Annotated in this window: 30 protein-coding genes and 2 tRNA genes; 17 read left to right on the top strand and 15 right to left on the bottom strand. The window is 45.0% G+C overall.

The genetic code is table 11. From position 1 onward, the window contains the following. The first annotated feature begins 6 nt into the window (after positions 1-6). Complete coding sequence (locus tag KNO96_RS11525; RefSeq protein ID WP_214703875.1) at positions 7-915, top strand: alpha/beta fold hydrolase; 909 nt, start codon at positions 7-9, stop codon at positions 913-915. Between the two features lie 170 nt (positions 916-1,085). Further along, positions 1,086-4,055: an SH3 domain-containing protein gene (locus KNO96_RS11520; RefSeq protein WP_214703872.1), complete on the top strand. Its 2,970-nt coding sequence runs from the start codon at positions 1,086-1,088 to the stop codon at positions 4,053-4,055. 41 nt (positions 4,056-4,096) lie between these two features. On the opposite strand, the gene KNO96_RS11515 is transcribed toward KNO96_RS11520, so the two are convergent. Genes KNO96_RS11515 through KNO96_RS11505 form a run of 3 tightly spaced genes read right to left on the bottom strand, consistent with a single transcriptional unit; the run spans position 4,097 to position 5,423 of the window. Next, complete coding sequence (locus tag KNO96_RS11515) at positions 4,097-4,510, bottom strand: DUF3805 domain-containing protein (RefSeq protein WP_026826799.1); 414 nt, start codon at positions 4,508-4,510, stop codon at positions 4,097-4,099. Continuing rightward, complete coding sequence (locus tag KNO96_RS11510) at positions 4,507-5,061, bottom strand: hypothetical protein (protein WP_353047598.1); 555 nt, start codon at positions 5,059-5,061, stop codon at positions 4,507-4,509. The genes KNO96_RS11515 and KNO96_RS11510 overlap by 4 nt, the downstream gene beginning before the upstream one ends. Positions 5,062-5,063: 2 nt before the next feature. After that, positions 5,064-5,423, bottom strand: coding sequence for a hypothetical protein (locus KNO96_RS11505; protein ID WP_214703869.1), 360 nt, complete (start codon positions 5,421-5,423; stop codon positions 5,064-5,066). A 130-nt stretch (positions 5,424-5,553) separates the two neighbouring features. Here KNO96_RS11505 and KNO96_RS11500 point away from each other — a divergent pair. The 4 genes from KNO96_RS11500 (at position 5,554) to KNO96_RS11485 (ending at position 7,284) form a co-directional block, all read left to right on the top strand. Beyond that, positions 5,554-5,627, top strand: a tRNA-Gly gene (locus KNO96_RS11500). 15 nt (positions 5,628-5,642) lie between these two features. Beyond that, a tRNA-Gly gene (locus tag KNO96_RS11495) sits at positions 5,643-5,716 on the top strand. Positions 5,717-5,871: 155 nt separating this feature from the next. Continuing rightward, entirely contained in the window at positions 5,872-6,672 is an 801-nt protein-coding gene (locus tag KNO96_RS11490) for an MBL fold metallo-hydrolase (protein WP_214703866.1), read from the top strand. Between the two features lie 405 nt (positions 6,673-7,077). Beyond that, a complete protein-coding gene (locus KNO96_RS11485) occupies positions 7,078-7,284 on the top strand; it encodes a DUF3006 domain-containing protein (RefSeq protein ID WP_015880796.1) in 207 nt (68 codons plus the stop codon). Positions 7,285-7,334: 50 nt separating this feature from the next. Here the strand turns inward: KNO96_RS11485 and KNO96_RS11480 are convergent, their stop codons facing one another. Next, positions 7,335-7,901: a TlpA family protein disulfide reductase gene (locus KNO96_RS11480; RefSeq protein ID WP_251125180.1), complete on the bottom strand. Its 567-nt coding sequence runs from the start codon at positions 7,899-7,901 to the stop codon at positions 7,335-7,337. Between the two features lie 74 nt (positions 7,902-7,975). Between KNO96_RS11480 and KNO96_RS11475 the strand changes: the two genes are divergently transcribed. Further along, positions 7,976-8,830, top strand: a complete 855-nt coding sequence (locus KNO96_RS11475) for an aldose 1-epimerase family protein (protein ID WP_214703863.1) — start codon at positions 7,976-7,978, stop codon at positions 8,828-8,830. A gap of 36 nt (positions 8,831-8,866) precedes the next feature. On the opposite strand, the gene KNO96_RS11470 is transcribed toward KNO96_RS11475, so the two are convergent. The 3 genes from KNO96_RS11470 to KNO96_RS11460 form a co-directional block, all read right to left on the bottom strand. Then, complete coding sequence (locus KNO96_RS11470) at positions 8,867-9,085, bottom strand: PspC domain-containing protein (RefSeq protein ID WP_214701085.1); 219 nt, start codon at positions 9,083-9,085, stop codon at positions 8,867-8,869. Between the two features lie 20 nt (positions 9,086-9,105). Further along, positions 9,106-9,813 (bottom strand): SDR family oxidoreductase, encoded by a 708-nt coding sequence (locus KNO96_RS11465; protein ID WP_026826806.1) that lies wholly within the window; start codon positions 9,811-9,813, stop codon positions 9,106-9,108. A 79-nt stretch (positions 9,814-9,892) separates the two neighbouring features. Continuing rightward, entirely contained in the window at positions 9,893-11,080 is a 1,188-nt protein-coding gene (locus tag KNO96_RS11460; RefSeq protein ID WP_251125179.1) for an LCP family protein, read from the bottom strand. Between the two features lie 197 nt (positions 11,081-11,277). Here KNO96_RS11460 and KNO96_RS11455 point away from each other — a divergent pair, with 197 nt between their 5' ends. Then, positions 11,278-12,192, top strand: a complete 915-nt coding sequence (locus tag KNO96_RS11455; RefSeq protein WP_026826808.1) for a hypothetical protein — start codon at positions 11,278-11,280, stop codon at positions 12,190-12,192. 177 nt (positions 12,193-12,369) lie between these two features. On the opposite strand, the gene KNO96_RS11450 is transcribed toward KNO96_RS11455, so the two are convergent. Then, positions 12,370-12,597, bottom strand: coding sequence for a hypothetical protein (locus KNO96_RS11450; RefSeq protein ID WP_026826809.1), 228 nt, complete (start codon positions 12,595-12,597; stop codon positions 12,370-12,372). A gap of 272 nt (positions 12,598-12,869) precedes the next feature. On the opposite strand from KNO96_RS11450, the gene KNO96_RS11445 reads away from it, so the two are divergent. Then, entirely contained in the window at positions 12,870-13,742 is an 873-nt protein-coding gene (locus KNO96_RS11445; RefSeq protein ID WP_026826810.1) for a hypothetical protein, read from the top strand. A 65-nt stretch (positions 13,743-13,807) separates the two neighbouring features. Here the strand turns inward: KNO96_RS11445 and KNO96_RS11440 are convergent, their stop codons facing one another. Continuing rightward, complete coding sequence (locus tag KNO96_RS11440; RefSeq protein WP_026826811.1) at positions 13,808-14,179, bottom strand: hypothetical protein; 372 nt, start codon at positions 14,177-14,179, stop codon at positions 13,808-13,810. A 102-nt stretch (positions 14,180-14,281) separates the two neighbouring features. On the opposite strand from KNO96_RS11440, the gene KNO96_RS11435 reads away from it, so the two are divergent. Next, entirely contained in the window at positions 14,282-14,695 is a 414-nt protein-coding gene (locus KNO96_RS11435; protein ID WP_483297750.1) for a VOC family protein, read from the top strand. A gap of 11 nt (positions 14,696-14,706) precedes the next feature. Here the strand turns inward: KNO96_RS11435 and KNO96_RS11430 are convergent, their stop codons facing one another. Next, the gene (locus KNO96_RS11430; RefSeq protein WP_214703857.1) at positions 14,707-15,753 is read right to left on the bottom strand and encodes an NAD(P)/FAD-dependent oxidoreductase; all 1,047 of its coding nucleotides are present in this window, start codon (positions 15,751-15,753) and stop codon (positions 14,707-14,709) included. 169 nt (positions 15,754-15,922) lie between these two features. On the opposite strand from KNO96_RS11430, the gene KNO96_RS11425 reads away from it, so the two are divergent. Beyond that, positions 15,923-16,477, top strand: coding sequence for a methyltransferase family protein (locus tag KNO96_RS11425; protein ID WP_214703854.1), 555 nt, complete (start codon positions 15,923-15,925; stop codon positions 16,475-16,477). Positions 16,478-16,515: 38 nt separating this feature from the next. On the opposite strand, the gene KNO96_RS11420 is transcribed toward KNO96_RS11425, so the two are convergent. Together KNO96_RS11420 and KNO96_RS11415 are read right to left on the bottom strand one after the other, a co-directional pair. Next, positions 16,516-17,325, bottom strand: coding sequence for a DUF368 domain-containing protein (locus tag KNO96_RS11420; protein WP_214701074.1), 810 nt, complete (start codon positions 17,323-17,325; stop codon positions 16,516-16,518). 73 nt (positions 17,326-17,398) lie between these two features. Then, positions 17,399-17,974 carry a GNAT family N-acetyltransferase gene (locus tag KNO96_RS11415; protein ID WP_214703851.1) on the bottom strand — a complete coding sequence of 192 codons (576 nt, stop codon included), beginning with the start codon at positions 17,972-17,974 and terminating at the stop codon, positions 17,399-17,401. A gap of 100 nt (positions 17,975-18,074) precedes the next feature. On the opposite strand from KNO96_RS11415, the gene KNO96_RS11410 reads away from it, so the two are divergent. Beyond that, positions 18,075-18,824, top strand: coding sequence for a sugar nucleotide-binding protein (locus KNO96_RS11410; RefSeq protein WP_214703848.1), 750 nt, complete (start codon positions 18,075-18,077; stop codon positions 18,822-18,824). 54 nt (positions 18,825-18,878) lie between these two features. On the opposite strand, the gene KNO96_RS11405 is transcribed toward KNO96_RS11410, so the two are convergent. After that, positions 18,879-20,117, bottom strand: a complete 1,239-nt coding sequence (locus KNO96_RS11405; protein WP_214703846.1) for a cytochrome P450 — start codon at positions 20,115-20,117, stop codon at positions 18,879-18,881. 87 nt (positions 20,118-20,204) lie between these two features. Here KNO96_RS11405 and KNO96_RS11400 point away from each other — a divergent pair, with 87 nt between their 5' ends. After that, on the top strand, positions 20,205-20,570 hold the full coding sequence (locus KNO96_RS11400; protein WP_015880779.1) for a potassium channel family protein: 366 nt from the start codon (positions 20,205-20,207) through the stop codon (positions 20,568-20,570). A gap of 17 nt (positions 20,571-20,587) precedes the next feature. Here KNO96_RS11400 and KNO96_RS11395 read toward each other — a convergent pair whose 3' ends face one another. After that, positions 20,588-21,940 (bottom strand): alanine/glycine:cation symporter family protein, encoded by a 1,353-nt coding sequence (locus KNO96_RS11395; protein ID WP_026826819.1) that lies wholly within the window; start codon positions 21,938-21,940, stop codon positions 20,588-20,590. A 130-nt stretch (positions 21,941-22,070) separates the two neighbouring features. Next, positions 22,071-22,340, bottom strand: coding sequence for a membrane protein insertion efficiency factor YidD (yidD, locus tag KNO96_RS11390; RefSeq protein WP_015880777.1), 270 nt, complete (start codon positions 22,338-22,340; stop codon positions 22,071-22,073). Positions 22,341-22,532: 192 nt separating this feature from the next. Here yidD and KNO96_RS11385 point away from each other — a divergent pair, with 192 nt between their 5' ends. From KNO96_RS11385 to KNO96_RS11370, 4 genes are all read left to right on the top strand, one after another. Beyond that, positions 22,533-23,321 (top strand): pyrroline-5-carboxylate reductase family protein, encoded by a 789-nt coding sequence (locus tag KNO96_RS11385; RefSeq protein WP_214703836.1) that lies wholly within the window; start codon positions 22,533-22,535, stop codon positions 23,319-23,321. Positions 23,322-23,466: 145 nt separating this feature from the next. Continuing rightward, complete coding sequence (locus KNO96_RS11380; protein ID WP_034771241.1) at positions 23,467-23,703, top strand: FeoA family protein; 237 nt, start codon at positions 23,467-23,469, stop codon at positions 23,701-23,703. Continuing rightward, complete coding sequence (gene feoB / locus KNO96_RS11375; protein WP_214703835.1) at positions 23,700-25,676, top strand: ferrous iron transport protein B; 1,977 nt, start codon at positions 23,700-23,702, stop codon at positions 25,674-25,676. The genes KNO96_RS11380 and feoB overlap by 4 nt, the downstream gene beginning before the upstream one ends. 11 nt (positions 25,677-25,687) lie before the next feature. Continuing rightward, the gene (locus KNO96_RS11370; protein WP_026826823.1) at positions 25,688-25,906 is read left to right on the top strand and encodes a FeoB-associated Cys-rich membrane protein; all 219 of its coding nucleotides are present in this window, start codon (positions 25,688-25,690) and stop codon (positions 25,904-25,906) included. The last annotated feature ends 96 nt before the right edge of the window (positions 25,907-26,002 follow it).

The following is a 26,002-nucleotide window of genomic DNA, read 5'->3' as shown; positions in this document are numbered from 1 at the left end:
TGACAGATGATCGTATCGGAGTTGACGTATCCTGACGGGTATCAAACGGAAGTGATGCACGTGCGGGCAGATCAATCAATTGGGAAAATATTCATGTTTCACGGGATGCTCGAACATCATGAAAGATATATTGAGTTCGCGTATTTTATGGCAAATAATGGATACGATGTGTTTGTATGTGACTTGCGCGGTGCGGGCACTAGCGCCCATGACCAAAACACTTACGGCCATCTTGCGCCAGAGACTGGATTTCAGCAACTCGTCGATGATGCCCAGTATCTCATTAACCAGCATGAGGATGAGCGTCCGACGTATCTGTTAGGTCATAGCTTCGGCTCACTTCTCGCACGACGACTCGGACAAGTCATGGGACACGCTTTATCTGGTGTGATTGTCGTCGCCCCGCCTCCACACCCTGGAGTCGCAGGGGAGATCGGTCATCGCTTAATTGCTACTGCGATGAATCGAAAAGGCGCGACACACCAATCTAAATTTTTTGAACGTCTCTTGTTCGGACGCTACAACCTAAAATTTTTACCAGCTCGAACAGATAGTGATTGGCTCTCGAGCGTGCCCGATGAGGTTGACTCCTATATTGAAGATCCAAATTGCGGTGGACTACCATCCCTTGGCTTCTTATATGAGGTGACCCGCGCCTCATTAGATGTCACGACATCCGCACGTATTCACGAACATCCGAAGTCACTTCCAGTTTTATTCGTTGCTGGAGTGGACGATCCCGTCACTCATGACGGCGAGGGGTTGAACGGAATCATTCAAAAATATCGTAAAGCGGATATCGAACCCACTGTCGTCACATACGACAGTGCCCGACATGAAATCCTTCGCGAAGCTCACCGTGAACAAGTTTGGTTGGATATCCTTGCTTGGATGAAGCAAATCAAAACCCATTAATTTACTCAACCTCCTTTTATAAGGGGGTTTTTCATTTACCTGATTTCGGAAAAGATATTTTAACCATTTACCTTTTTTAAAATTTTACTTCTTCTTTCCAATTTTTAAGTACGTTATACTTAGACCGCAATCATTTTTATCATGTTTTTTCATCCGAAAGGGGTAACATATTGAAATCGACACTCTCACGATTAGGAGTAGCCGCCATCGTCTCAGGAACGATTCTGAGCACCGTTGCGCCTCTCCAATCATACGCAGCAACATCTGAAGGAACAGTCAACACACCCATTTTAAATGTACGGTCTGATTCATCGACATCGTCTTCAATCGTCGGCAAGTTAACGGAAGGAACGTCGGTAGATGTGTATGCCTTAAATGATGAATGGGCACAAATCAGCTTCGAGGGACAGAAACGTTACGTTTCTTCTACGTATTTGACGATGGGTTCATCCATTACAAAAGCATCTACAACGTCCACTTCATTATATATGGCTGAAATGAACGTCAATCTTCGGTCGTCGATGTCAACATCTGCTTCAATCGAAACGGTCATCCCGAAAGGATCACTCGTGACGCATCTTTCTACTCACGGTGCGACAGGGTCTTGGTATAAGGTACAATTCGGTACATATACTGGATATGTGGCCGCACGATACTTTAGCGAAACGAATCCTTCGTTTTACGCTTCTAAGACAGCCGTTCTATATGACAAGACCGGTACTGGCGCGTCAAAAATCGCAACGATTCCAGAAGGCGCGCACGTCACTTACCTCGATTCATTGGGTGCGACGGGATCTTGGTACAAAATCGAATACGGTTCACTCGTCGGTTATGCACCGGCACGTAATTTCACAGCGACTCCCCTTGCTCCAGAAGCGGTCACGACATATTACGCAGTGAAAAATGTTGCGCTCTACAACGGTTCAGGAACGGGTGCATCAAAAATCGCAACGATTCCACTCGGTGCAGAAGTGAAGCGTGTGTACGTGAACGGATTGAGTTCATCTTGGTATAAAGTTCAATACGGGGATACTGTCGGTTATGCAGCTGCACGTAACTTCTCGACCTCAAAACCTGAATCAGTCGTCAAAACCACATATTATGCGGTTCGAGACCTAGTACTGTATGAGTCTTCCGCTTCCGGAGCGGCTCGTCTTCGCACGATCAAAGAAGGAACGAAAGTGGTACAGGTTTCTGACGCCAACCTATCCGACTCCTGGTTCAAAATTGAATATGATGGAGTCACAGGCTTCGCTGCCGCTCGCCATTTTTCAACGAAGGCACCTGAAGAAGTGACGATCACACCATACTTTGCGATTCGAAATGTGGCGATGTATAGTTCTTCTGCAGCCGGAGCGACAAAGATTGCGACGATTCCATTCGGTGCAAAAGTGGAACAAGTCTCGCAAAGTGGTCTATCTAGTTCATGGTTCAAGATTCGCTATGATGGCAAAACAGGATATGCAGGCTCTAGTCACTTTTCATTGAAAAATCCAGAGGTTATTGTGAAAACAGATTACTATACAACTCGCGATGTCGTCTTATATAACCGTTCTGATGCTGAAAAGGTTAAAATTGCGGTCATTCCGTTCGGTACGAAAGTTCAACAAGTATCTGAACCTGGCCTCACGGAACGATTCTTTAAAATTGAATACGGCCCAATCACAGGTTATGCGACGGCGGATTACTTCTCGAAAACAGCACCGTCAGACGAACAATACGAAGAAGAACGTCAAGTTCGCATCTATGTAGATGGGAACGAACCGCTCAACGTTCGGTCTACGCCTGAAGTAACGACAGCAAATAAAGTCGGAACGTTAAGTACAGGAACGATTGTCAACATCAAACCGATTGTCGGCTCAGACTGGGCTCTTCTCACGAATGGAACGTATAGTGGTAACTATATTCATACCGATTACGTCGTACCTGTCACAACGACTCCACCTGCGACAGGCATCACGAAAAAAGTTTCATATACAAGTTATCCAATGACGGTTCGCCAGATGGCAGAACGCCAAATGGCTCAATTCGCTCAAACCGACGCACATCGATATGATGAAGCATATTTACCTCGCGCTTGGGTTAGCGTCAATGGTTCGACTGGAACGATTGTTAAGCCTGAGATGACAGTCATCTCGGGCTTAGGAACAGCTCTGAAGATGACTGCTTCCTCAAGTTCTTCTTCACTCGTTACGATTCCATACGGGGCGTCGATACAATATGTTGACCGCTACACTTCCGGTTCAACAGTTTGGTACAAAGTGAAATACGGCACAATGACTGGATATGTGACACCGAGTTCAGTCGTTGGGACAGCAAACATTTTAAGTCGACCGATTTTGACATCTCACGCCTATGGACAAATCAACACAGGTGAGACTGTAACCATAACTGGTCAGACGGGGACATACTATACAATTTCGTATAAACGCCCGGCTGGACACAACATTCGAGTATTCGACAACACATGGCGTCGCGCGTCAGTAGATGACCTTATCTCGTATGTCGATCCAAGTCAGATTGATTCGAACTCTCGTTCATTCTATCAATTCTTAGATTTATCAAAGAGCGCTGGGACAACAGCGACCACGCTCAACAAAGTTCTCACATCTAAAGGGACACTTAGTGGACAAGGTCAAGCATTCGTAGATGCGGCTAGCATGTACGGCGTAAACGAAGTCTATCTTCTCTCGCATGCCCTCCTTGAAACGGGACACGGTACGTCACTTCTTGCAAAAGGGGTTCCTGTCGATAAAGATGGGAATGCATTGATCAACTCGAGTGGGAATCGGATTTATCCGGAACGTCCTGTTGCCGCAACCGTCTATAATATGTACGGAATACAAGCTACCGATAGTAATCCGCTTGGGAACGGCGCAAAGTACGCTTTCCAACAAAAATGGTTCTCACCGAAAGAAGCAATCATTGGGGGAGCTTACTGGATTGGAGCGAAATATATTAACAATCCGCAATACATGCAGAACACACTCTACAAGATGCGCTTCAACCCGTCTTCACCCGGAACTCACCAATATGCAACCGATATCGGATGGGCTGCGAAACAGACGACTAGTATCTATAACATCTATCAATCTCTTGATGCTTACACGCTCAACTTCGATGTACCAAAATATCAGTAAAAAAATGAGACACGCGCCCCTAACTGGCGTCGTGTCTCATTTCATGTCCATTCGATTGAATCGATGATGGACTCAATCTCCATCTTTTCATCGGTCACCTGATCGGCTACGTATGTTAAAAATAAGAGCCGTGTTCCGTCGGTCAAGGACCATACATCTAAATGCATGCCGTCTTCAATCCCACTCGCATAGGCCGTCGTCATGTCACTCGTCTCATCGGTCACACTCGGTGCGACTTTCACGTCGATCGGAAACTCTCCTAAGAACGTTTTCAACTCGCTCATTGCGGATTGCTTTGGTTCTTGCGAATCTTCTGATTCATAAATTGAGATTTGAAGCGTTCCTTGCGCATCCTCTTCCGTCGAATAGAAACTCACGTAGTCTTCTTCTTCGCTGTATTCATAATGTTCCGGATATGTCAGGCGGAACCACCCATCAATTTCATACTCTTTCATGCTGTTTTCTCCTTTACTTGCTTAAATGCTAGCCCCGTGACCATCCTGGCTTGAAGTGCATACTTCAACCGTTCCGTCACGTAAAGACGTTGGCTGTTTACGTCTTGGGCAATCATATGTCCAAATAAATTCATTCGGACCGTTTGATTAGATAGGAAATAGAGTCGATCCGCACTTAATGGACGATATTCGTTCGAATGCTCAAGGTATTCGATTTCAAAGCGGCGAAGGACATTGAGTGCGCAATAACGGTCGGTTTTTCCCGTACTCGTATGAAGTTCGACCCGAACGAGTTGAACATCATACGGACATACATTCATAAAAACGTGACCTACCCGTTCATGTATCAAGAGGACACCCATATCGGTTTCAATTAAGTCGGGGAGGGCCCCTTCATCTTGCGAGATACTCAGCACGACATAAGGGCGGTTTGTCGGTGCGAGCAATTCTCCTTTGTAAAATCGAAATCGTTGAATCCCTGTTAGCACCCGGGCACGCCAAGCATTCCCCCGAGCCTCGGCTTCCATCCGATATAACCTCTCTCCACTCACGCTTACTCCCCCTTCACTCGTTTGAGCGCATCGACGAATGTTTCCCATTCTAGATTGTCACAAACAACCTTATTTTCCAATCCCCATTCTTCATCGATTGTCAAACGTACTTCATTCGATTCCTCGTGACGGGTGATTTTTAAATCTCCTATTTGAATCGTGTCAGGACGTATAAGAAACGTTGTGGTCGGCAACCCGATCCACTTGATCCGACTCGTACGTAGTACAATGTACCATTCGTGATCGTGATGAATCGTAAACGTCCAATTCCGGAGAGACACCGTGGTATCCGTTTGTTTTGATTGCTTCAACATTCGAAATCCTTCACCCATCAGTTGTAAATATGATTTCCGTTCACTCATATTTGATTTCTCTCCTTTTTTCTATTATCTTCGTTGTCGATAGGGTTCTGCAACCTAAAAAGTTTTTTAAAAAAGGGTTTGCAAATAGAATCGTATATGCTATTATATCAAAGTAACGTTAAAACGTTTCGCGGGTGTAGTTTAATGGTAAAACCTCAGCCTTCCAAGCTGATGACGAGAGTTCGATTCTCTTCACCCGCTCCATATTTTTTCACTCATGCGGGTGTAGTTTAATGGTAAAACCTCAGCCTTCCAAGCTGATGACGAGAGTTCGATTCTCTTCACCCGCTCCAATATCGACATATACGCGAGAACATCTCGCACACATACACTGCACGGTTGAGACCTTGCAAAAGCAGAAAGTCACACGACTTTCTGCTTTTTTGTTGTTCTCTCAAGCGATTTGGGGAAAGAGTAAATGAGTCTAATCGAATGAGGAGGAACTCCATTGATTCAAGCGAAACTGCAATCATTTACTGTATATGAAAGTGCGTTGATGCGAACGACATCGACTCTCATCGATACACCCGATGCTATTATTTTGATTGATCCGACGTGGCTCCCTGAAGAAATCGCCACGATTCGCCGAGATATCGAGCTGCGTCGCAACGACCGTCCACTTTACGTCATCTTTACGCATCATCATTTTGACCATATCATTGGAGCCTATGGCTTTACCGATGCTACAACCATTGCCTCACAAGCGTTTGTAGAGACAGATTCATCTGAGCAGCTAAATGAGATTCGTGAGTTTTATGAGCAACATTACATCAATCGTCCTATCCAAAAACCCGACATCGATCTCGTGATCAAGCCCGATCAAACGCTTTTGCTCGGTTCAGTACCGGTCACATTCATCTCCACACCTGGCCATGACGCGACACACATGTCGCTTTTAATCGAATCGATGAATCTACTCGTTTGCGGGGATTACGGATCAAATATCGAGCCCCCATTTATCGAACACGACCCGACTGCCTATCTCGATACGTTACAAACGTTGCAATCAATCATTTATGAACATGAAATCCAATGGTTCGTACCGGGGCATGGTGATTTATGTGATAATCGAAGTCAAATGATTAAGCGGTTGAGCGCTGCGGAAGAATACATTCTAGCTCTTCCTGAACAACGTCATTGGTCTCCATCTTGGCCAGATCACGCATTTTTCGATCGGATTCATGAACGAAATCAGAAGATGGTGGAACAAAAAGAGACCGATCGTCGGTCTCGTCGACAAGACTATTAAAAAATCGCAACGTCTCCCCAAGACGTTGCGATCCCCCTATGTAGACCTATTTCTTTGTGATGCGTTCTGAGCGGACCGTGAACATACGGTCAACCCCATAGATTGTTACTCCCGTCAGAGCGAGCAATCCAATCATAGCAGAAGAAAACATGACCATCCCCCCATTGTTCACAGTTTCGTCATAATCACCCCGTGGTTTTATTATAGAAGACCGCCTCCAAAAAAGAAAGCGTTTTCTTCAAACTTTTTTCACATTTCTTGTTAATAACATCCACGGGTCTCGAACATAACGCCCACCCTTTCTATGGACGGACACGTGTAAAGAGGTGTAGCTTTTATGTAATTTGGGAATACATGATGTAAGGATAAAAAGAGACAGAAGCTGTTCGTCGAGGAGGAAGAGGTATGATTAAGTACGGTACATTGGTACGGATCGAGGGAAAATATGCCGTATTGAGATGGAATAATGGCTCAAGTTTCATCCCTAGACGATTCCTACCATCCGAAGCACGTGTTGGTGATACAATCATTCGAGACAATCATCACTATTATCTTGAAGAAGATATGACCCCTAACTTTGATGCGTTGATTAAGCAACACTACAAAAGCTGAACGATCTGCCCAATCAAACCGGGCAGATCGTTCAGCTTTTGAATGACGTGTCATTCTGATAATTGACTAACCTGTCCTTGAAGCCACGCTTCGTCAACTGGACCCGTCTGTTTCGCCACGATGATTCCTTTTGCATCTAGAACGTACGTTGTCGGTAATGCGACAACACGATATCGTTGCTCGACAGCAGCCTCTTCATCTAACAGAATCGGAAAATCGACGGGATACTCATCTAAGAATGCTTCCACGTCTTCTTTTCCACGTCGTTCATTCTTCGTGACATTTACTCCAACAACCGGAATATTCGTCGCTTTTTCAAAAGACACGAGTTCAGGGAACTCATCCCGGCATGGTGGACACCACGAAGCCCAAAAGTTAATCACGACCGGCTTTCCTTGATATTGAGTAAGGGAAAGACGTTCCCCTTCTAGCGTGCTCAAAGTGAAGTCTGGAGCTTGCTGTCCGACTTCTAACCCTCCCAAAACCGATTCATCTTGTACAATCGGAACCGCTTTATCTCCCTCTAACGTCGACATATATTCTTCATAACCTTTATAAGCAAGCCCAACAATCAATAGAAGGATTAGCGTTCCGATTACGATTTTTTGTAAGCGCATCATTTACCTCTTGTTTGTTTTCCTTAAGATTTCTACACTTAACTTATCATAAACTGTAAAGGAGCGTGTGTATTGTGCAACTTCAAAATGAAAAAATACAGATTAGCTTAAAAGCGCAAGGGGCGGAGATGACTAGTTGGAAAGTAGAAGGACAAGAATTTCTTTGGCAAGGGGACCCCACGTATTGGGGGAGACAGGCACCGATTCTTTTTCCGATTGTCGGTCGGTTGCTCGATGATCAATATTTGTATGAAGGAAACACGTATACGATGAGCCAACACGGCTTTGCCCGTGATGCTATTTTTGATATCGATTCATCGTCTGCCACGTCCGTCTGTTTCACACTGAGCGATACACCTGAATCGCGCCAACACTATCCTTTCCCGTTTACGCTAAACGTTTCATATCAACTTGTTGGCGAAGAAGTCATCGTGTCGTATCGTGTCTATAACTCCGGTGAAACCGTGTTACCATTCAGTATCGGAGGCCACCCCGCATTCAATGTTCCATTCATGGGGGGGACGTTTGAGGACTATACGATTGACTTTGGTGAAGTTCGCACACGCGATCGCTATCTCTTAGACGGTCCTTATTTGACAGGTGCGTATCAACCACTCGGTGAACGACAGTATATCCCGCTCACTAGATCGCTATTCGATGACGATGCGCTGATCTTTGAGAACGTTGACTACGCAGCACTCCGGCATCAACCGACAGACACCGTCATCGTGATGGAAAGTCCGTCCTTCACGCATTTCGGTATTTGGTCTCCACCGCACAAAGAAGCTCCGTTCGTCTGTTTGGAACCTTGGTTTGGACATGCGGATTATAAAGGGCATCGAAGAGACTTCCTGAACAAAGAAGGGATTCAACTCCTTTCACCAAATGAGACATTCGAAGCGAGTTACACTTTATATGTAGAGAAATAAAAAATCAATCCGACGAGACGTCGGATTGATTTTTTATTAAAAGCGATCTTCTTGTTCTACTTCATACTCTGATGGCGGCTTCTTCATAATAATTGCCAGGACGATGTAAATAAGAAGTCCTGGTCCTCCGAGAAGAGCCATCGCCACGAAAAGAACGCGCATGATCGTGACATCCACACCTAAATAGTTTCCTAGTCCTGAACATACTCCGGCAATCATTTGATTACTTGGGTCTTTGTATAACTTCCGTTCCATGTTATCTTCTCCTCAACTCATTATGAGCGTTGTGGTCGACGCAACGTCGTTCTTCCTCCATTCGCCACTTCTCCACGTCCTTCAAAATCAAGTGCTTCGTTGATTGGTGTACTGCCAGACTTAATTTCAATCCGGCGACCGTACAAACCACGGTTATCGAGGGATGCTGCGATGATAGTCGCGACATCAGTTTCAGAAATCGTCGCACCATCCGCGTCATTCAGATCTTCAGATGCTTCGATGGAACCTTTACTCGGTTCATCGACAATGGTCACTGGGCAAATAATCGTATAGTTCAAACCGCTATGTTCGATATACTCGTCGGCGGCATTATTAGCTGACAGAAAGTTAAAGAGTTCTTTCGGTGCAGCATTCGGTTGATCGGCGCCATAAGCACTGAGCAAGACGACATGACGTACTCGTTCTTTTTTTGCGGCATCAATTGCGTTCATTGCGACGTTTCGGTCAAGCAGTTCAATTTCAGTGCTCGAACCATCTGCACCAGCAGTTGCCGCAATAATAACGGCATCTTGTCCGCTCGTCGCCTCATGCACTTTTTTCTCGAGTTCTTTCTCAACGTCAACCGTCAATACATGCGCACCCATTTTTTCATACTCTGCTTGTAGTTCAGGATAACGAATTAAAGCGGTCACTTGATGGGTTTTCGCCAGGCTTTTCAATACACGTTTCCCGATCTTTCCTGTTGCTCCAATGACTAAAACTTTCATTCAAATTTCCCTCCTCAAAAGAGTAGTTCATTTGTTTAAAATTCCTCTTTCAAGTCAGAATCAAACCCTTTTCTTAAAATTATCTGACAGTACCCCAAATAGATAAATCAAGAGCATCTCGAATCGTCTGGACACTCTCTTCTAACGGTTCATAGTAATAGACGTTGTTGATATAGGCATCCTGACCTTCGACTTGCATTTTATTTACCTCCGGATTCGAAATCATCGTCAATCCGACAGAAGCCATTTGCAAGACGTTCATCTCAAGCCCCATCTCTTCTTTCATAAAGCGGTATGTCGCCGGAATTTTCGTCCATCCTGAAGGACTTGCCAGTTTTTCTGCGACAGCCGTCATGACCTCCGTTTGACGATTCGAACGAGCCCCATCTGTATCAGATTTACGGTGTCTCGCATACGCCAATGCCATGTCTCCATCCATCGCATAGGAAACGCCTTCCGTATATTCATACGTTTGGTTGAACCCTTTCTCACTAAACGAATGCGTTGCCGTGACGTTCACCCCACCGATCAAATCAATCAATTCCATAAACGATTCGAACGTGATGACGACTTGTCCATCGACCGAGGCATCAGTCAGTCCTTCCACGGCACCAACCGTACACTCTGCACCACCGAATGCGAACGCATGCGTAATTTTGTCACCTTCCCGTTCAGGTTCACATGGGATGGCCGTATACGTATCCCGTGGAATCGATACATTCTGAACAGTACCAGAGCGTGGTACGAATTCCATCAACTGCAAGGAGTCCGTACGAGATCCCGAGAGTGACTCACCAACCCGTGCGTCGCTTCCCATGATGAGGAATGTGAAGGGAGATGTCGCCATATATCCAACGACTAGTAGAATCACAAGTAGGAAAAGGGCAACTTTCCCCTTCCATTTACGCTTCCGTTTCGTTGGCTGTTTAGAAGAATGAGACATTTCTCGTTTTGTGGGAGTAGATGATTCTGATTGTCTCGTCGCATGCTGTGATTTCGAACGAGATGATTTCCGTTTCGAAAATAATGAGATACGGGGCGATCGTTTCCGACGTGGCTTCACCGTTCCATTTTTCGGTTTTGAAGAATCTTTCATATGTTCATTTAAAAATGGATGTTCGGATTGACGTGTCGCCTGTTCACGCCGTTGTTCATGTATAGATAGTTCGTCCGGTTGACCACGGTCCACATGAGACGATTCGATTTCTTGTTGTTCTAATTCGCGTTTTCTACGTTCGACACGCGATAAATGTTGTTCATCTTTCATCATTATAATCCTCAACTTTATCAATTTTTCTCTATTATCCCGAACCTGCCTTCATCTGACAACGTTTCTTATGAAAATCCGTCTTAAGCATGAGACCAAATGATTGTTTCAGATGAAAACCGGGAAAGGAATAATAATTGGTGTTTGCCCAAATCAAGAAACGGTGTAATAAGAAATGACCGAAAGGAGGAGAGCTGATGCGTGTCGGAAAATTACGCATGTTATTGGAGCAATACGGTGAGACGACGTTACGCGATTTACTCGTCGAAATGTATCGTCATACTCCTAAAGATGTGATTGATGATCAAGATTTTGATTTCATGATTAGCCAGTTCACACGCTATAAAGAAAAAAAGCATTCGGAAGAACGGCATTCGCTCTCGCAAACGATTACGCTGGCTGAACGCTTTGTTGACTCCGCATATGAATATTTATATATTCGCCCGAATCAGGTGATGTCAGAGCGTGACCAAAAAAATTGGTACATCCACGCCAAAAAAATCATTCGTGATTTATCCCACTACGCAGAAGAGTATACAGAAGCGCGTATGATGTATGAAGAAATGTTTTACCTTCTGTCTACGTCGGCCGGAGAAGAACCGCTCTTTTCAACGAGCGACCCATTCCGCCTTTTAAAAATTTCACAAGTCACCATGCTTCAAAAACTCATTCATTACTATCAACTAGATGCTCCGATTGATACCGTCTGGATTGACCGCGCCTTATACACCGCTCTTCATGTCCCAAAAGATGTCGATTCCACAAGAATTGATTTACTTTCAACGTTGTCCATCGAGCATAGTCACGCCAACTCAAGAAAAATCCTCCACTCCCGTCTCCTAAAACTTTGTGACCGTACTTTAGAGAAGTCTCAGATAGAAGATACCGAACTGGAAAACTACCAGGCACTCAAAATGTTAGAGCTTCGCCTTCTTGTCTCTGAAGGGAAATTAAAAGAAGCGGAACAAAAACTGTTTTCAGAATATATTCCGTTCTTTTCTCATCGCTCCGAACCATTTCAAGTATATGTCGACTTTCTAGAAAGTCACGGACATACAGACGAGACAAAACGGTTAAAGCGGTTAGCAAAAGAAAAGCGAATTCGTTTATAGAAAAAGGGAGTCAATCGATGAGATCGATTGACTCCAATACATGATATGAACGAGGGGTGTTCATTTGAAAGGAGGACAGAAAGTTGGTGCAGAACTTCCTTCCTACACGTACAAGTATAAGCGAATGATTGTAAACGTTACCAAACTACTTATTGCATTTTTGTGAACGTTTTCACGTTATTCAATCGTATTCATTATCCCAAGTCCGATGACTGATAATAATACGATGAGTACGAACAAATAAATCATTTCATTTGGTGATTGAAATCCCTCATGAATTTCTACGTCTTCTTCGATAATGATATTTTCATGAATGACCACTGGTTCTGTTTCAGCTAGCGCTGGAGATGGTGTGCCTGTCATCAAAAGTACAAAAGCCAGTATCATGTAATAAACGTATTTCATTTTATACTCCTAATATATGGTTTCATTGTGATTAAGTATAGCATGTTTCATCGGTTCGTTACGGATGACTTTTGATGAAACTCACACATCAGCGCTCAGGTGAATCATATTTTACTGTATTAAACGTATATCTTCTATTTTACTCAAACCTTTTTCTAGAAGGTTTGATTTTTTCTTAAGTTAGATGTCATCACAATGCCACACACGATAATATAAGGAAGCGCTTACAATTTAAGTGTACGTACCATCCAATATAGAAAGAAGGATTCTTTGTGAAACGAGCGCTACGTTTTGTGGAATGTAGACAATTACCGTTGCATGAACGCACTTCCATTCAATCATTATATCCATTTAGCCAGGCACCTTTACTTCTCTCCCTGCCTTCACATCACCACGTCTATGTCGCATTAAACGAACATACCCCACTAGCCTCCGTCGTCGCAAACGACGAACATCTTGAAGAATTTCAAATCATTCAACTTTCAAAATCGGCATACGATGATCGTCATGTTTTCCGTGGATTACTCGATCGAATTTTATATGAGAGAAGTCGGGAAACAAAGCACATGATAACTTACTATTTACACGAAAACGACTATCACAATCAAGATAAACTTCGAATATATGAGGCATCCGGATTTCAAAAGTATCATCAAACGACTACGTATCATTTGCCATTACTCCCATGCGAGAAAGGATCACATACATATTGGACGCTAGATTTGATTGATTATTCCAGAAGAAACGAATGGATCGAATTTCGAAATACATCTTATTATGTCCTTCCGGAAGCGGTCCCTATGACAGACCAACAGTTTACGAATGAAATGCGCCAGCATACATTGTTCTATATGTTACGTTGGTGTCACCGCCCAATTGGGATTATGAAAGTAAGATTACGAATGTACCATGTGTTCGTACAAGAAATCCACTTAGAATGTGACGAACCGTTTGTACGGGAAGCCATTTCGTTTCTGCAACAAAAGTTTTTCTATAAGCTTCGATATATCGAAGAGGCTCACATTTCCACGACCAATTTGCAAACCGACTTGACCTTTGCGCTCCAAAAACACGGTGCTCAAGCATCTTCTGTCAGCGGATTAACTTACACGCAACAGGTGCCGCCGACCCCGCTCTATTCATAAAACGCTAAAAGACGTCGAGCAAATCAACTCTTTCTCACAGGAAAAAGTTGTTCGTTCAACGTCTTTCATTCTGCAGCGGTTGTCGACTCCATCGCTAAAGGTGGCATCTCTTCAAACAGTTCTGTCCGAAGTCCCGTGTCTCTCAAATCGAGCGATTCAATCCGATCGAATTTGATTTTGCGGTCGACAACATTGAACCAATACGTGATGTTTGGCTCATCTTTGAAACGAATCGCATAATTCGATCCATTCAAATGAAAGTCGACTTCGGTAGACAGCAACTCCGTCGGACCAATCTGTTTATGGGTAGTTAACCGTTCAAGGACAACCTGTTCTTCATTGATGCGATAGTCGACAAATGTCGCAAGTGAGAGTCCAAACACAAATGATACCAAGGCGAAAGTGCCCACCAAACCCGTAGTGATTTTTCCGTTCATTTCGCTGTCCCTCCCTCTCCTATTATATCGGATATGCTTGAAACGTTGTGAAGTGACATTTTGTTCAACTTTAGGCAAACTGAAGAGTGAGGAGGAATGTTTATGCAAATCGACCATACAGGAATCGCCATTCGAGATTTAGACGAGGCGATCACCTTTTATACGACCGTGTTAGGTGGAGAACTCATGGATCGCTATACAAATACGGCTACCGGGGTCGAAACCGAGTTAGCCGTTATCCATATCGGGGAAGATGTTATCGAATTACTACGTCCGACAAGTAATACGAGTCCGATTGCCCGGTTTATGAAAGCTCGAGGGAAAGGGGTCCATCACATCGCTTACCGCGTGGACGATTTAGATCAAGCCATTGCCAAACACATGCAAAACGGAATCACGTTTTTAGATGATACGCTTCGTACGACCGCTAAAGGTCGACGATTAATCTATATGGATCCGCGTCATTCAGGTGGCGTGATCACCGAACTTTGTGATTATCCTACAGAAAAGCAGTAAGAGTGTCCCTCTTACCGCTTCATCATGGTTTCTTCTATCAGTTGACGGTTCTTTTCTTTTAATCGTTCGTTATGAGAGGACACCATTGCCGTTGCGGTCGCATTCGGGTCAATGTATGTTTTGGCCCGGTTTACCGCATTCGCAGCATCTTGAAACGCTCCGGCAATCAAGTGAACTTTCCCTTCATGTGTGAGGATGTCACCGGCGGCGTATAATCCCGATACGGATGACTCGCTACCTGAATTGCCTTTCACATAAAATCCATCCTTCATTTCTACCTGTAAATCACTGTGACGAAGCAACTCCGTATCTTGCTCGTACCCGTGATTAATCACTACTTCATCCACATCGACCACACGCGACTTACCTGTTTCTACATGTGTCAAACATACTTGCTGAATCGATCTCCCATCGTGAGAAATCAAATCCGTCACTTTAGATTGTGGGCAACAATCAACCCGACTCTGTTTAATCTTCTCGACTTGTGCCTCATGTCCACCGAGTTCTTCTTTTCGATACGTCAGTACGATCTGTTCTGCAATCGGCTCAAGGGCATTGGCCCAATCAACAGCACTATTGCCTCCACCGGAAATCAATACACGCTTCCCTTTGAAGCGTTCAAGCGATTTGACCGTATAATGAAGATTTGACAATTCGAATCGTTCCGCTCCGCTCACTTCGATTTTATGAGGCTTGAGAATCCCGCTTCCGGTTGCGACGATGACGGTTTTCGATACGTGATGCCCATTCGTCGTATCGATTCTAAACAATCCGTCTTGGTGTTTCGAAATCGACTCTACTTTCTCGCCAATATGAACCGTTGGAGAAAATGTGAGGCCTTGCTCGACTAGCTGATCAATCAGATTCGCACCTGTTGTCGGAAGGAGTCCACCTACATCCCAGACCATCTTTTCCGGATACACGTGCACTTTTCCGCCTAAAAAAGGTTGAAATTCGATGATTTTCGTCTTCATGCCTCGTAAACCGCTGTAAAAAGCGGCATATAATCCGGCAGGTCCCCCACCGATAATCGTCACGTCGAATACTTCCTCGTTCATCGTCGCACCCTTCCTCTCTCTATATGTAAAAATGATAATCATTCTCATTAGATGATAACTCGTTTTCCTCCCTTTGACAAATCATTTTCGTAAGTCGGTGATGCTCATTTGGTTTTTCTTATGCGAAGGTCGGGTAATGGAAGATGAATCAGAGGGAAGGGTGTGTACTATGGAATGGATGGATATCATATTGATCATCGTGTCCTGTTTTTGGATTGTGGAAGTATGGCGATTTCGTAATCGGAAAGAGGCAACAGATGGATCGGTCGAGCGGAAAAGCTTTTATTTCGTAGCAGCAACGATGATTGCTGTCTTTTCGTTATCCATCATATCTTCTGTTGTTTTTGAAACGCCTCCATCAATCACTCAACAAATGATTGGACTTACACTTTACATAGCCGGTGTGTCCTTACGATATTGGGGAATTTTACACCTCCGTCACCAATTTACTCGACACGTCGTCGTTCGACCTGAAGATGAGCTCGTCAGCTCAGGACCGTATCGCTATTTGCGTCATCCGTTGTATACAGGCTTGTTACTGATCACGTTCGGATTTTCTCTATATTTTCTCCATTGGGTCATCGCATTAATCGGTGCGGGTATAACATCACTTGCGTTACTATACCGGATTCACATCGAAGAAGGAATGCTGATTCGTCACTTTGGGCAAGCCTATCGAACTTGGTCGAAGTCACGCAAACGTTTATTCCCCTTTATCTATTAAAAAAGGAGTCCGGAAAATGAACCGGACTCCTTGACTATTTAAGCAGAATATCTACTGAGTAATCGGACGACAATAACACCTGCGATAAACGCGACGATACTAAGTACCCATATAAGACCGGAAGCCGGAACTCCTGGAAACACGACGGCGAGCGAACCAATCACTAATCCGATAATGACTGAAAACGTCATTCCAGGGAAATTCGCTAGCAAGTAGCGGATGACTTTACTACTCACAATAAAGCCGACTGCCACTCCTGCACCAACAATCCCGATAATCAACAGGTTAAAGTTTGAAATGGCACTGATAACCGTTGGATACACCCCAATCAGCAACAAGACGAATGACCCACTAATACCAGGAAGTAGCATAGCCATACTGCCTAACCATCCAGATAAGAATAATAGAAGCACTGTCCCGAACGTCATGTCGGTAATGATTGATGAATCAACCGGATTAAGAAATGCCATACTAGCCACGAGTAACATTGCCAACGTCATTGCAATGACATGAATCGGACGAATCGATGCGCGCGATTTGAATTCCATGAATAACAATGGAATAATCCCTAAAATCAGTCCGATAAAGAAAAACTGTGTCGGTGCATAATACTCAAGTAATAAGTATTCGATGATTCGACTTAGGACGATAATGGCTGTCCCCATTCCAATTGCCAACGGAATTAAGAACCCGATATATTTCTTCCAATATCGGCTAAACACGCCGCTGATTGCTTCGATGAGTTGATCGTAGATACCTAAAATGACTGCGATGGTGCCGCCACTGACACCTGGAATCAAATCACTTGTTCCCATGGCCATCCCTCGCCAAATATTTTTCCACTCCATAACGTATCTCCTTTGCGTATATCTTTCCTCAAGCACTTAGTATAGTCGAGAAGAACGGTTTACGCATCCGCTTTTAGACTGAGAAAGGAGGCGAGTTGATTTCTTTTTTCATATAGTCAAATTTCGCCCCGGAAATATTGATTTCTTTTTCTTTTTGGAATCCGAGACGTGTATATAAGCGATGCGCCGCAACATTTTCTTGGTCCACATTTAATGTGACCGCCGGAACACGATGCTCTTCCGCGACTGTACAAATATGTTCGATTAACTTCGTCCCAATTCCTTGTCCTCCAAACGCCTCTGCGACAGCGAGTGAGTCGATGTACTGAACGTGCCCTTCCGTTTCAACGTCCAACTCTTCCTCACTTCCACGTGCCTTCAACCATTCTCGAATCGGACGATCTAGCTCCTCTGCTTCGTCTCCACGGTACGAAATGATTATCCCGGCCACTTCACCTTCCACATCGGCCACCCAAATATTTTTGTGACTCAAGCGATTTTTCGGATGCTCCACCCAACCCGCAAGACCTTCCAAGACTTCACTTGTATTTTTTGACGCTGTTAACGTGTACGCAATCTCATGAATTGCTTGATACATGAGTGGCGCAATCTGTTTACTGTCTTGTTTCGTTGCTTGTCGAATATTCATGATTGATCCCTCCACCCTCTAGTCTAGCATAGCCGCACACATCGATTGTTTGTCCACACTCGTTTTGTGGCATCATATAGAGTGAAAGGAGCGAATCAAAATGAAAGCAATCATTACTGGAATGAACGGTACTGTAGCACCAGTCGTCGCCGATACGTTACAGCGCCATGGAATTGAAGGAGTTGCGTGGGACCGTGAACGTGTGTCAACGACGAATGAAGAGGAGATGCGACGATTTATCGATAGTATCCGTCCTGATTATTTTTTACATATCGGTATGGGTGCAGTGGAATGGGCCGAGACACTCGCTCGATTATGTGCAGAGAAAAATATTCCGTTTCTGTTCACGAGTACCGTCTCCATTTTTTCAGACGATGTAACCGGACCAATTACACCGGACACCTCACCAGATGCGGAAGATGACTATGGGCGGTATAAGCGTGATTGTGAACGTGCGATTGTTCGCGTCAATCCAGGTGCACAAATCGTCCGTCTCGGATGGCAAATCGGAGAAGAGGCCGGATCGAATAATATGATGGACTACTTTACAAACGAGATGAAACAACGAGGTGTCATTCAAGCGAGTGAGCATTGGTATCCGTCTTGCTCATTTTTACCGGATACAGCAGACGCTTTATTCGAAATTTTGACAAAACGTAGTCCTGGAATCTATCAATTAAACGGCAACGCAAACTATTCCTTGTACGACATTGCGGTAGGGTTAAAAGAACTTCACGATGCGGATTGGCAAATCGAAAGTACAGATGAACCAAAACGAGACAATCGGATGATTGATTCATCTGTATCCATTCGTCCGATTTCAAAACGCTTGAATCTGCAAACCAAATGAATCCTATACGACAAAACCCGCCTGCTCGATGATCAAGAGTAGACGGGTTCTTAATTAGATTCGTTTCACATCGGCCAATCGCAGTTTACTTTTCGGAAGACTCGGCATATCCACAAAGCTATAACTCAAGTCTTGAGGAGGAACCGTGTAGGAAAACTCCTCTGTAAACAGTTCGATGACTTGTTCTAGTACTGCAATCGTTACATGTTCTCCAGCACAACGATGTCCAAAGTCCACATCTCCCCCACCTTGTGGGATAAAGTTGAACGGACTCTCTTTCCAGTCCTTAAAGCGATAGGGATCAAACCGATCAGGCTCTGTCCAAATGGATGAGTCATGGTTCGTTCCATACAAGTCTAATAGCGTGAGCGTGCCTTCGGAAAACGTATATCCGTTCCATTCAAAGTCCGATTTGACACGAGCTGCCGCTACAGGGAAGAATGGATAGAACCGTCTCACTTCTTGGACGAACTCGGTTTTTGTAAGCATACCTTGCCTCACTTGTTCCGTCTCGTTCGGGAACTGATGTAATGCCAGGACAGTAAAGAGAATATAGACAGAGATTGCGACAGTCGGGCGTAGAATATTTAACACTTCAACAGCCACGACTTCTTCAGGTAACAATTCGCCTGACTCGTCTCGATGCCACGAAAACTCATAAAGTGCCGTCTGTTCGTTCGGCAGTAATCGGTTCGTCCGTACTTCTTTTACCATTTGACGAATCCAAGATTCAGCCGAAGCCCTCGCTTTGCGTCCTTGCAAATAGGTTGGCCCAAGGGACGTACCGGATTCGAATAATAATCTCATCTCGTCTGTTCGTCTTACTACTTCTTCTGGCGCAAGCGGAACCCCAGCCCACTCACATACTGCCTTCATCAACACCTGTTGAGACACATCATATAAGACGACTTCCTCTTCATTTTGTTCGATTTGTTCCCACTCGCGATGCGTCAATCGGAGCAATCGATCAATATTCTCTTTCGTCATCAGTGACATGAAAATGTGTTTTCGATGCGTATGCGCCGCTCCATCTAATGTTTGAACACCATCTTCCCCAAATAACGTATTAAGGAGACGTTTCGGCGCCGCGTCTTGACGCATAAATTTGTCGGCATCATAAAACATCTCTGCAGCCTCTTCACCCCCAACACAAATCACACGTTCCCCGAGTAAACGAGTCTCAAAGATGTCTGATTGAAAACTTTTGCGTCGATTGGCGACGAACAAATATCCCTCTCGTAAAAAATCGACACTGTGGTCAATCCCTTCCTGTTTCGGTATGACTTTCCCCATTCAACTCACCCTTTCTCTTTTTTTGAACTATAAAGGATGTTCCCGTGTTGTTAGCGAACAAACCTAATATCGAAAGGAGCGAGTGACATGTTACCATTCTTACTGACACTACGACGAATCGTTCGCGGAATTTGGCGCGGGCTTCGCGACCCTGAGTTTCAGGTCCTGTTCAGTCTCGCCTTCCTCACAGTCCTATCTGGTACACTTTTTTACACCCGATTCGAGGCGATGCGTTGGTTGGATGCACTTTACTTCAGTGTCATCACCCTGACAACCATCGGATACGGTGATTTCGCACCTCAGACCGACATCGGAAAAATATTCACAATCGGATATGTATTAACCGGGGTCGGTATTATGGTCGGCTTTATCACAAAAGTGTTTGACCATTTACAAAAAGCACGACTCGATGAATTGGAAGCAAAACAAAAGACGCCACCCTCTGATTCGTGAGGATGGCGTCTATATGTTTAGGATACTTTTCGATTTTCAATCTCAAGCTGTTGATTAAATCGCTTCGTCTCTGCGATGACGACGCCCGACAAGAACAAGAGGCCAATTAAGTTCGGGATGGCCATCAAGCCGTTAAAGACGTCGGATAACGCCCATACCAAGTTCAAGTTGGTCGTCATCGCACCGAGTCCGGCGACGAGGACGAAAGCAATCCGATATGGAAGAATCGACTTTTGCCCAAACAAGTAGTGGATGGAACGTTCTCCGTAATACGACCAACCGAGCACGGTCGAATAGGCGAATAAGACGAGTCCGATCGTGACAATGTAGCCACCCGCCGGACCGAGGAACAATTCAAATGTAGCGGAAGTCAATTCGACCCCTTCAAGTCCTGTCCCGATTTGCCCACCCATGACGAGCGTCAAACCGGTCACCGAACAGACGACAAGCGTGTCTAAGAAGACTTGCGTCATTGAGACGAGCGCCTGACGACCCGGCATATCCGTCTTCGCCGCAGCCGCTGCGATCGGAGCAGAACCGAGACCCGCTTCGTTCGAGAAGACACCACGCGCGACACCATATCGAATGGCCGCCCCGATAGCTCCCCCACCGATTGCTTCCGCACTGAACGTACTGCTAAAAATGAGTGCGAGCGCATCCGGAATAAGCGAGTAGTTCATGAACATGATCAATAAGCCGCTGCCTAAGTAAAATACAATCATGACAGGAACAAAATAACTCACAACTTTCCCGATTGAACGTACGCCCCCGAGAATGACCGCACCTGTAAAAATCATAATGAGAATTCCTGATATGTAGAGTGGTACATCGAATGTTGTTTTTAGTGCCAACGCAACCGAGTTCGTCTGGACCCCGTTTCCAATCCCGAACGCCGCAATCGAAGCGAATGCTGCAAACGCCACCGCTAACCAACGTTGATTCAATCCTCGTTCAAGATAATACATCGGCCCACCGGCCATCTGACCGCGTTCATCGGTCACCCTGTATTTGACGGCAAGTACTGCTTCCGCGTACTTTGTCGCCATTCCAAAGAATCCAGATACCCACATCCAAACAATGGCGCCCGGTCCTCCTAACACGACTGCTGTCGAGACACCAACGATATTCCCCGTACCGACGGTCGCCGCAAGAGCGGTCATGAGTGCTTGGAAGTGACTGATATCCCCTTTAGAAGATTGATCTTGATTTTTCGAAAACGCCAGTTTCAATGCATACGGTAACTTAGTGATTTGAATCCCACCTAAACGCACCGTCAAGTATATGCCTGTCCCCACAAGCAAGATCAAGAGCGGTGGTCCCCATACGAAATTGGATGCTGTACTCACCCAATCACTAAATGATTGCTCCATCATACTGTATCCCCTTCCCCGAAAAAATAGTGTACGCTTCTATTTTTTCAGAATACTTAGAACAATGCAAAAGTATTGTGATAAAACAACGGATAAACAACATCCCTGTATATATAACAGCGAGACGAACTTAATCGTCTCGCTGTGATTCTGGTTTCTCTCGTTGCAAAGGTGCTTTCCAATCAAATGTATCCGGTACATAATCAAGCCCACCCGGATGAAACGGTTGACATCGGATGAGTCGGCGTGCTGTTAAGTAGCTCCCTTTGACAGCCCCATGTTTTTCAATCGCTTCAATTCCGTAATGCGAACAGCTCGGATAAAATCGACATGTCGGTGGCTTCAACGGTGAGATAAAACGCTGGTATCCTTGAATTCCTTTAACTAGTACACGTTTCACGTGATTTCGCCTCACTCTTTTGAATTAGTGCCATCATAGCGCGATTTGAATCGTTTGTCATGCTCATCGCTTCATGTGTCAGATTGTTTTCCATCTCCTTACAAATGAGCGAGATAGGCGATATTCGAGAGCAAGTTTGTTATGATAGTCAACATAACTATTGACCGAATCGAAAAGAAGAGGTGACGAATCATGAATCAATTATTAATGGTCGGTGCAGGATCGATGAGTGAGGCGCTCGTTCGCGGGTGGATCGAATCGGGAGTCGAACCGACACACATCACAATGACAAACCGAAGTGACCGGGAACGTTTGCACTTCCTACAAGATGAACTCGGTGTTCAAATCGTCGAGGACGAAAACGTCAACGACTATGACATCGTTGTATTAGCGATGCAACCAGATGGCGTCATTCCGTACGTAGAATCGAAAGAATGGAAGACCCCACTACTCGTCTCGGTCGCGGCACACATCGAACCGAGCCAATTAGAAGAAGCTTCAGGGCTTCCTGCCGTATGCGCGATGCCAAACACACCTGTCGCGTATCGTAGCGGGATGACGGGACTATGGTTTGGTCCAGAAACGGATGATACCGACCGCGATAAAGCGACTTCTCTCTTTGAACGTGTCGGTCGAACGGCCGTCACCGATGCGAAGACGATGTCCGCCTTTATGGCCGCTGCAGGTTGTAGTCCAGCCTTCTTCTATGAAATCGTCGGTGCGATGACCCCTGTCTTGACGGATGTCGGATACGATAAACAGACGGCGCGACAAATTGTCGCTCAGGCGATGAAAGGTTCTGCAGAGTTACTGTCACACGAAACACGTGAGACAAATGAATTGATTGCCGACGTGGCTGCCCCAGGCGGACCGACCGATCGAGGTGTCGGTGTACTTCGCAAACGTGACCTTGCCGACGTCATGTCGTCAGCTTTGCGTGAGAGCGCCAAAGAAGATCATGAAACGATTGAAGAAGCGTAAACGATACTCGTTTACGCTTTTTTATGTTCATTCGATCTTATTATTTATAAAAGATAACTTTTTACATGAACAATATTTCACTTTCACCTTGAACATGATAAGATAACGAATGAGAATCGTTATCAAAAGATAGGGAAGGTTACTTATGAGTCTATTACGACATGTCGCGTTGAATCAAACCGTCATTCTATCTGATTTGACTAAAATTGATGATCGCTTGCGCCGGCGAATGATTTCTCTTGGTTTTTATGAGGGATGCTCGGTACGTGTGAAGCGCAGAGCTATTTTTTCAGGACCGCTAACCATTGAACAAGTAGATCATCAACAAATTATCGCCATCCGAAGATCAGATGCCGAAAAAATCGGGGTGATTGTACCATGAGTCAACGTATCGCATTGATTGGCAATCCAAATACAGGTAAAACTTCATTGTTTAATCGATTAACAGGTTCATTCGCACATGTCGGCAACTGGGCCGGGGTTACAATCGAACAAAAAATCGGTCAGTTACATGGGAAGGTCGGACAATTAATCGATTTGCCTGGGGTTTATGATTTAGATCCGCTCTCGGCAGATGAAGCGATTGTTTCCCGTTTTTTATTGCATGAACCGTTTGACGGGATGATCAATATTGTCGATGCCTCACAATTAGAACGCAACTTACAACTTACTCTGCAACTTCTAGAGATGGGACGTCCGCTTCAAATCGGTTTAAACATGGTCGACGTCGCAGAAAGCCGTGGGATGCATGTCCATCTCGATAAATTAAAAACACTTCTTCAAGTAGATGTGTTTCCGATTACGGCACGAACAGGTGATGGTTGTGACGTCTTACTCTCATCGATTCAAATGGAAAAACGTCAACCGTTCGAACTAAACTATGGGCCAGAGACCGAAGAAGCGATTGCACGCATCCTTCGAGAGGTAGGTCTATCGAGAACGGATCGATGGATTGCAATTCAATATTTAGCAGGTAACCGGATTGTTGTTGACCATTTGGAAGCATCATCTCCAGACATTGTCGCCATCCGTAAAGATCTCGAAGCGACACTCGGACGTTTTGCACATGCCCATATCACCGAACGTCGTCGCGATTGGGCGAAACAAATCCGACATCAAGTCATTGAAAATCAACGTATGCAAGAAGTGACGATGACGGATCGTATCGATGCGGTTGTGACACATCCTATCTTAGGTCTGCCCATCTTTTTCGGGGTACTCTATGCGCTATTCCATGTGACGTTTAATTGGATTGGCGCACCCCTTTCCGATTTATTAGACGGATTGTTGTCTGGCCCCATCACATCAGGAACCTTTTGGATATTGGATGCTTTAGGTGCCTCGTCAGTCATTCAAGCACTTCTCGTAGACGGTGTCATCGCAGGTGTCGGAGGGGTATTAGTCTTTGTCCCACAAATCTTTGTCCTCTTTTTCTTCATCTCATTTTTAGAGGACTCGGGATATATGGCGCGGGTCGCCATCGTGATGGACCGTTTCATGCAACTCGTCGGACTGAACGGAAAAAGTTTTATCCCGATGATTATCGGATTTGGCTGCAACGTTCCTGGAATCATGGCAGCTCGAACGGTCGAAGAGGAGAGAGAACGCCTCGTCACAATCTTCATCTCACCATTCATGTCATGTTCGGCCCGGCTTCCGATTTACGCTGTGTTTGCAGCTAGTTTCTTCTCAGCTCATCAAGCTCTCGTTGTGTTATCGCTTTATATGCTAGGCATTTTCCTCGCCTTGATTGCTGCAAAACTATTTACGAAAGCATTAGCTGCCGAAGATCAGACGAGCTTATTCATCGTAGAGCAACCCCCATATCGCGTCCCACAAGGACTCACTCTATGGCGCAGCACTTGGCAAAAAGCCAAAGGATTCGTTCGCAAAGCCGGTACTTTTATTTTTGGAGGCTCTGTATTTATCTGGCTCCTTGCGTATTCAGGCCCGGGCGGTTTTGATGTGCCCATGAACGATAGTTTTCTAGCTATGATTGGTGGGGCAATCGCCACTTTGCTCATTCCTCTCGGATTCGGTACTTGGCAAGCCGGCGCGTCGCTCATTACCGGCTTCTTAGCAAAGGAAGTAGTCGTTTCCACTATGGCGATTATCTATGCCGTTAGCGAATCTGATTTATCTGAGTCGTTATTGCCAGTCTTCACGCCACTCAGCGCGTATAGTTTCATGGCCTTCGTCTTGCTATACGTACCTTGTTTAGCGACGGTCGCTGTCATACGTCGTGAAGTCGGGAGTGCCAAACTCACATGGTTCACCAGTTTATATGGCTTAGGGGTTGCCTATGTGGTATCGCTTGTCATTTATCAAGTCGGTCGTCTGTTCGGATTTGCGTAAGGAGGAACACCATGCCATTCTTTGACTTACTTATCGGATCTGTTGTCTTTGGATATGCCGCCTTCTCCCTTTACCGCTACACGCAGAAAGCAAAGGGTGGAAAATGTGCAACATGTGAGATTGAGCCTACATGTACAACGGCATGTGATGCTGCAGATTGGGATAAAATCATTGCGGAGGCTCTTCAGAAAGACCCTTCCGCTTTCAATTCAAATACAAAAAAAGACTGAATTCCGATGAACTGCCCCATAAAAGTTGGACATGAAAAATCCAACTTTTATGGGGTGTTTTTTATGACCAAATATTCAAAGGCATTGAAAGTCCAA

This window comes from Exiguobacterium sp. s89, from assembly GCF_018617735.1.
GTDB lineage: Bacteria > Bacillota > Bacilli > Exiguobacteriales > Exiguobacteriaceae > Exiguobacterium > Exiguobacterium marinum.
Note: the sequence above shows the minus strand (reverse complement) of the source record. Positions and strands in the feature narration are given on the sequence as shown.

What these genes read in the sequence shown, in the direction of transcription:
- KNO96_RS11415 (WP_214703851.1), bottom strand. Translation starts at nt 17,974, where the DNA reads ATGAATATTCGACAAGCAACGAAACAAGACAGTAAACAGATTGCGCCA.
- KNO96_RS11505 (WP_214703869.1), bottom strand. Translation starts at nt 5,423, where the DNA reads ATGAGTGAACGGAAATCATATTTACAACTGATGGGTGAAGGATTTCGA.
- KNO96_RS11370 (WP_026826823.1), top strand. Translation starts at nt 25,688, where the DNA reads ATGCCATTCTTTGACTTACTTATCGGATCTGTTGTCTTTGGATATGCC.
- KNO96_RS11515 (WP_026826799.1), bottom strand. Translation starts at nt 4,510, where the DNA reads ATGAAAGAGTATGAAATTGATGGGTGGTTCCGCCTGACATATCCGGAA.
- KNO96_RS11400 (WP_015880779.1), top strand. Translation starts at nt 20,205, where the DNA reads ATGTTACCATTCTTACTGACACTACGACGAATCGTTCGCGGAATTTGG.
- KNO96_RS11385 (WP_214703836.1), top strand. Translation starts at nt 22,533, where the DNA reads ATGAATCAATTATTAATGGTCGGTGCAGGATCGATGAGTGAGGCGCTC.
- feoB (WP_214703835.1), top strand. Translation starts at nt 23,700, where the DNA reads ATGAGTCAACGTATCGCATTGATTGGCAATCCAAATACAGGTAAAACT.
- KNO96_RS11450 (WP_026826809.1), bottom strand. Translation starts at nt 12,597, where the DNA reads ATGAAATACGTTTATTACATGATACTGGCTTTTGTACTTTTGATGACA.
- KNO96_RS11480 (WP_251125180.1), bottom strand. Translation starts at nt 7,901, where the DNA reads ATGCGCTTACAAAAAATCGTAATCGGAACGCTAATCCTTCTATTGATT.
- KNO96_RS11460 (WP_251125179.1), bottom strand. Translation starts at nt 11,080, where the DNA reads ATGAAAGATGAACAACATTTATCGCGTGTCGAACGTAGAAAACGCGAA.
- KNO96_RS11525 (WP_214703875.1), top strand. Translation starts at nt 7, where the DNA reads ATGATCGTATCGGAGTTGACGTATCCTGACGGGTATCAAACGGAAGTG.
- KNO96_RS11485 (WP_015880796.1), top strand. Translation starts at nt 7,078, where the DNA reads ATGATTAAGTACGGTACATTGGTACGGATCGAGGGAAAATATGCCGTA.
- KNO96_RS11380 (WP_034771241.1), top strand. Translation starts at nt 23,467, where the DNA reads ATGAGTCTATTACGACATGTCGCGTTGAATCAAACCGTCATTCTATCT.
- KNO96_RS11405 (WP_214703846.1), bottom strand. Translation starts at nt 20,117, where the DNA reads ATGGGGAAAGTCATACCGAAACAGGAAGGGATTGACCACAGTGTCGAT.
- KNO96_RS11470 (WP_214701085.1), bottom strand. Translation starts at nt 9,085, where the DNA reads ATGGAACGGAAGTTATACAAAGACCCAAGTAATCAAATGATTGCCGGA.
- KNO96_RS11465 (WP_026826806.1), bottom strand. Translation starts at nt 9,813, where the DNA reads ATGAAAGTTTTAGTCATTGGAGCAACAGGAAAGATCGGGAAACGTGTA.
- KNO96_RS11435 (WP_483297750.1), top strand. Translation starts at nt 14,282, where the DNA reads ATGCAAATCGACCATACAGGAATCGCCATTCGAGATTTAGACGAGGCG.
- KNO96_RS11410 (WP_214703848.1), top strand. Translation starts at nt 18,075, where the DNA reads ATGAAAGCAATCATTACTGGAATGAACGGTACTGTAGCACCAGTCGTC.
- KNO96_RS11425 (WP_214703854.1), top strand. Translation starts at nt 15,923, where the DNA reads ATGGAATGGATGGATATCATATTGATCATCGTGTCCTGTTTTTGGATT.
- KNO96_RS11440 (WP_026826811.1), bottom strand. Translation starts at nt 14,179, where the DNA reads ATGAACGGAAAAATCACTACGGGTTTGGTGGGCACTTTCGCCTTGGTA.
- KNO96_RS11430 (WP_214703857.1), bottom strand. Translation starts at nt 15,753, where the DNA reads ATGAACGAGGAAGTATTCGACGTGACGATTATCGGTGGGGGACCTGCC.
- KNO96_RS11395 (WP_026826819.1), bottom strand. Translation starts at nt 21,940, where the DNA reads ATGGAGCAATCATTTAGTGATTGGGTGAGTACAGCATCCAATTTCGTA.
- KNO96_RS11455 (WP_026826808.1), top strand. Translation starts at nt 11,278, where the DNA reads ATGCGTGTCGGAAAATTACGCATGTTATTGGAGCAATACGGTGAGACG.
- KNO96_RS11420 (WP_214701074.1), bottom strand. Translation starts at nt 17,325, where the DNA reads ATGGAGTGGAAAAATATTTGGCGAGGGATGGCCATGGGAACAAGTGAT.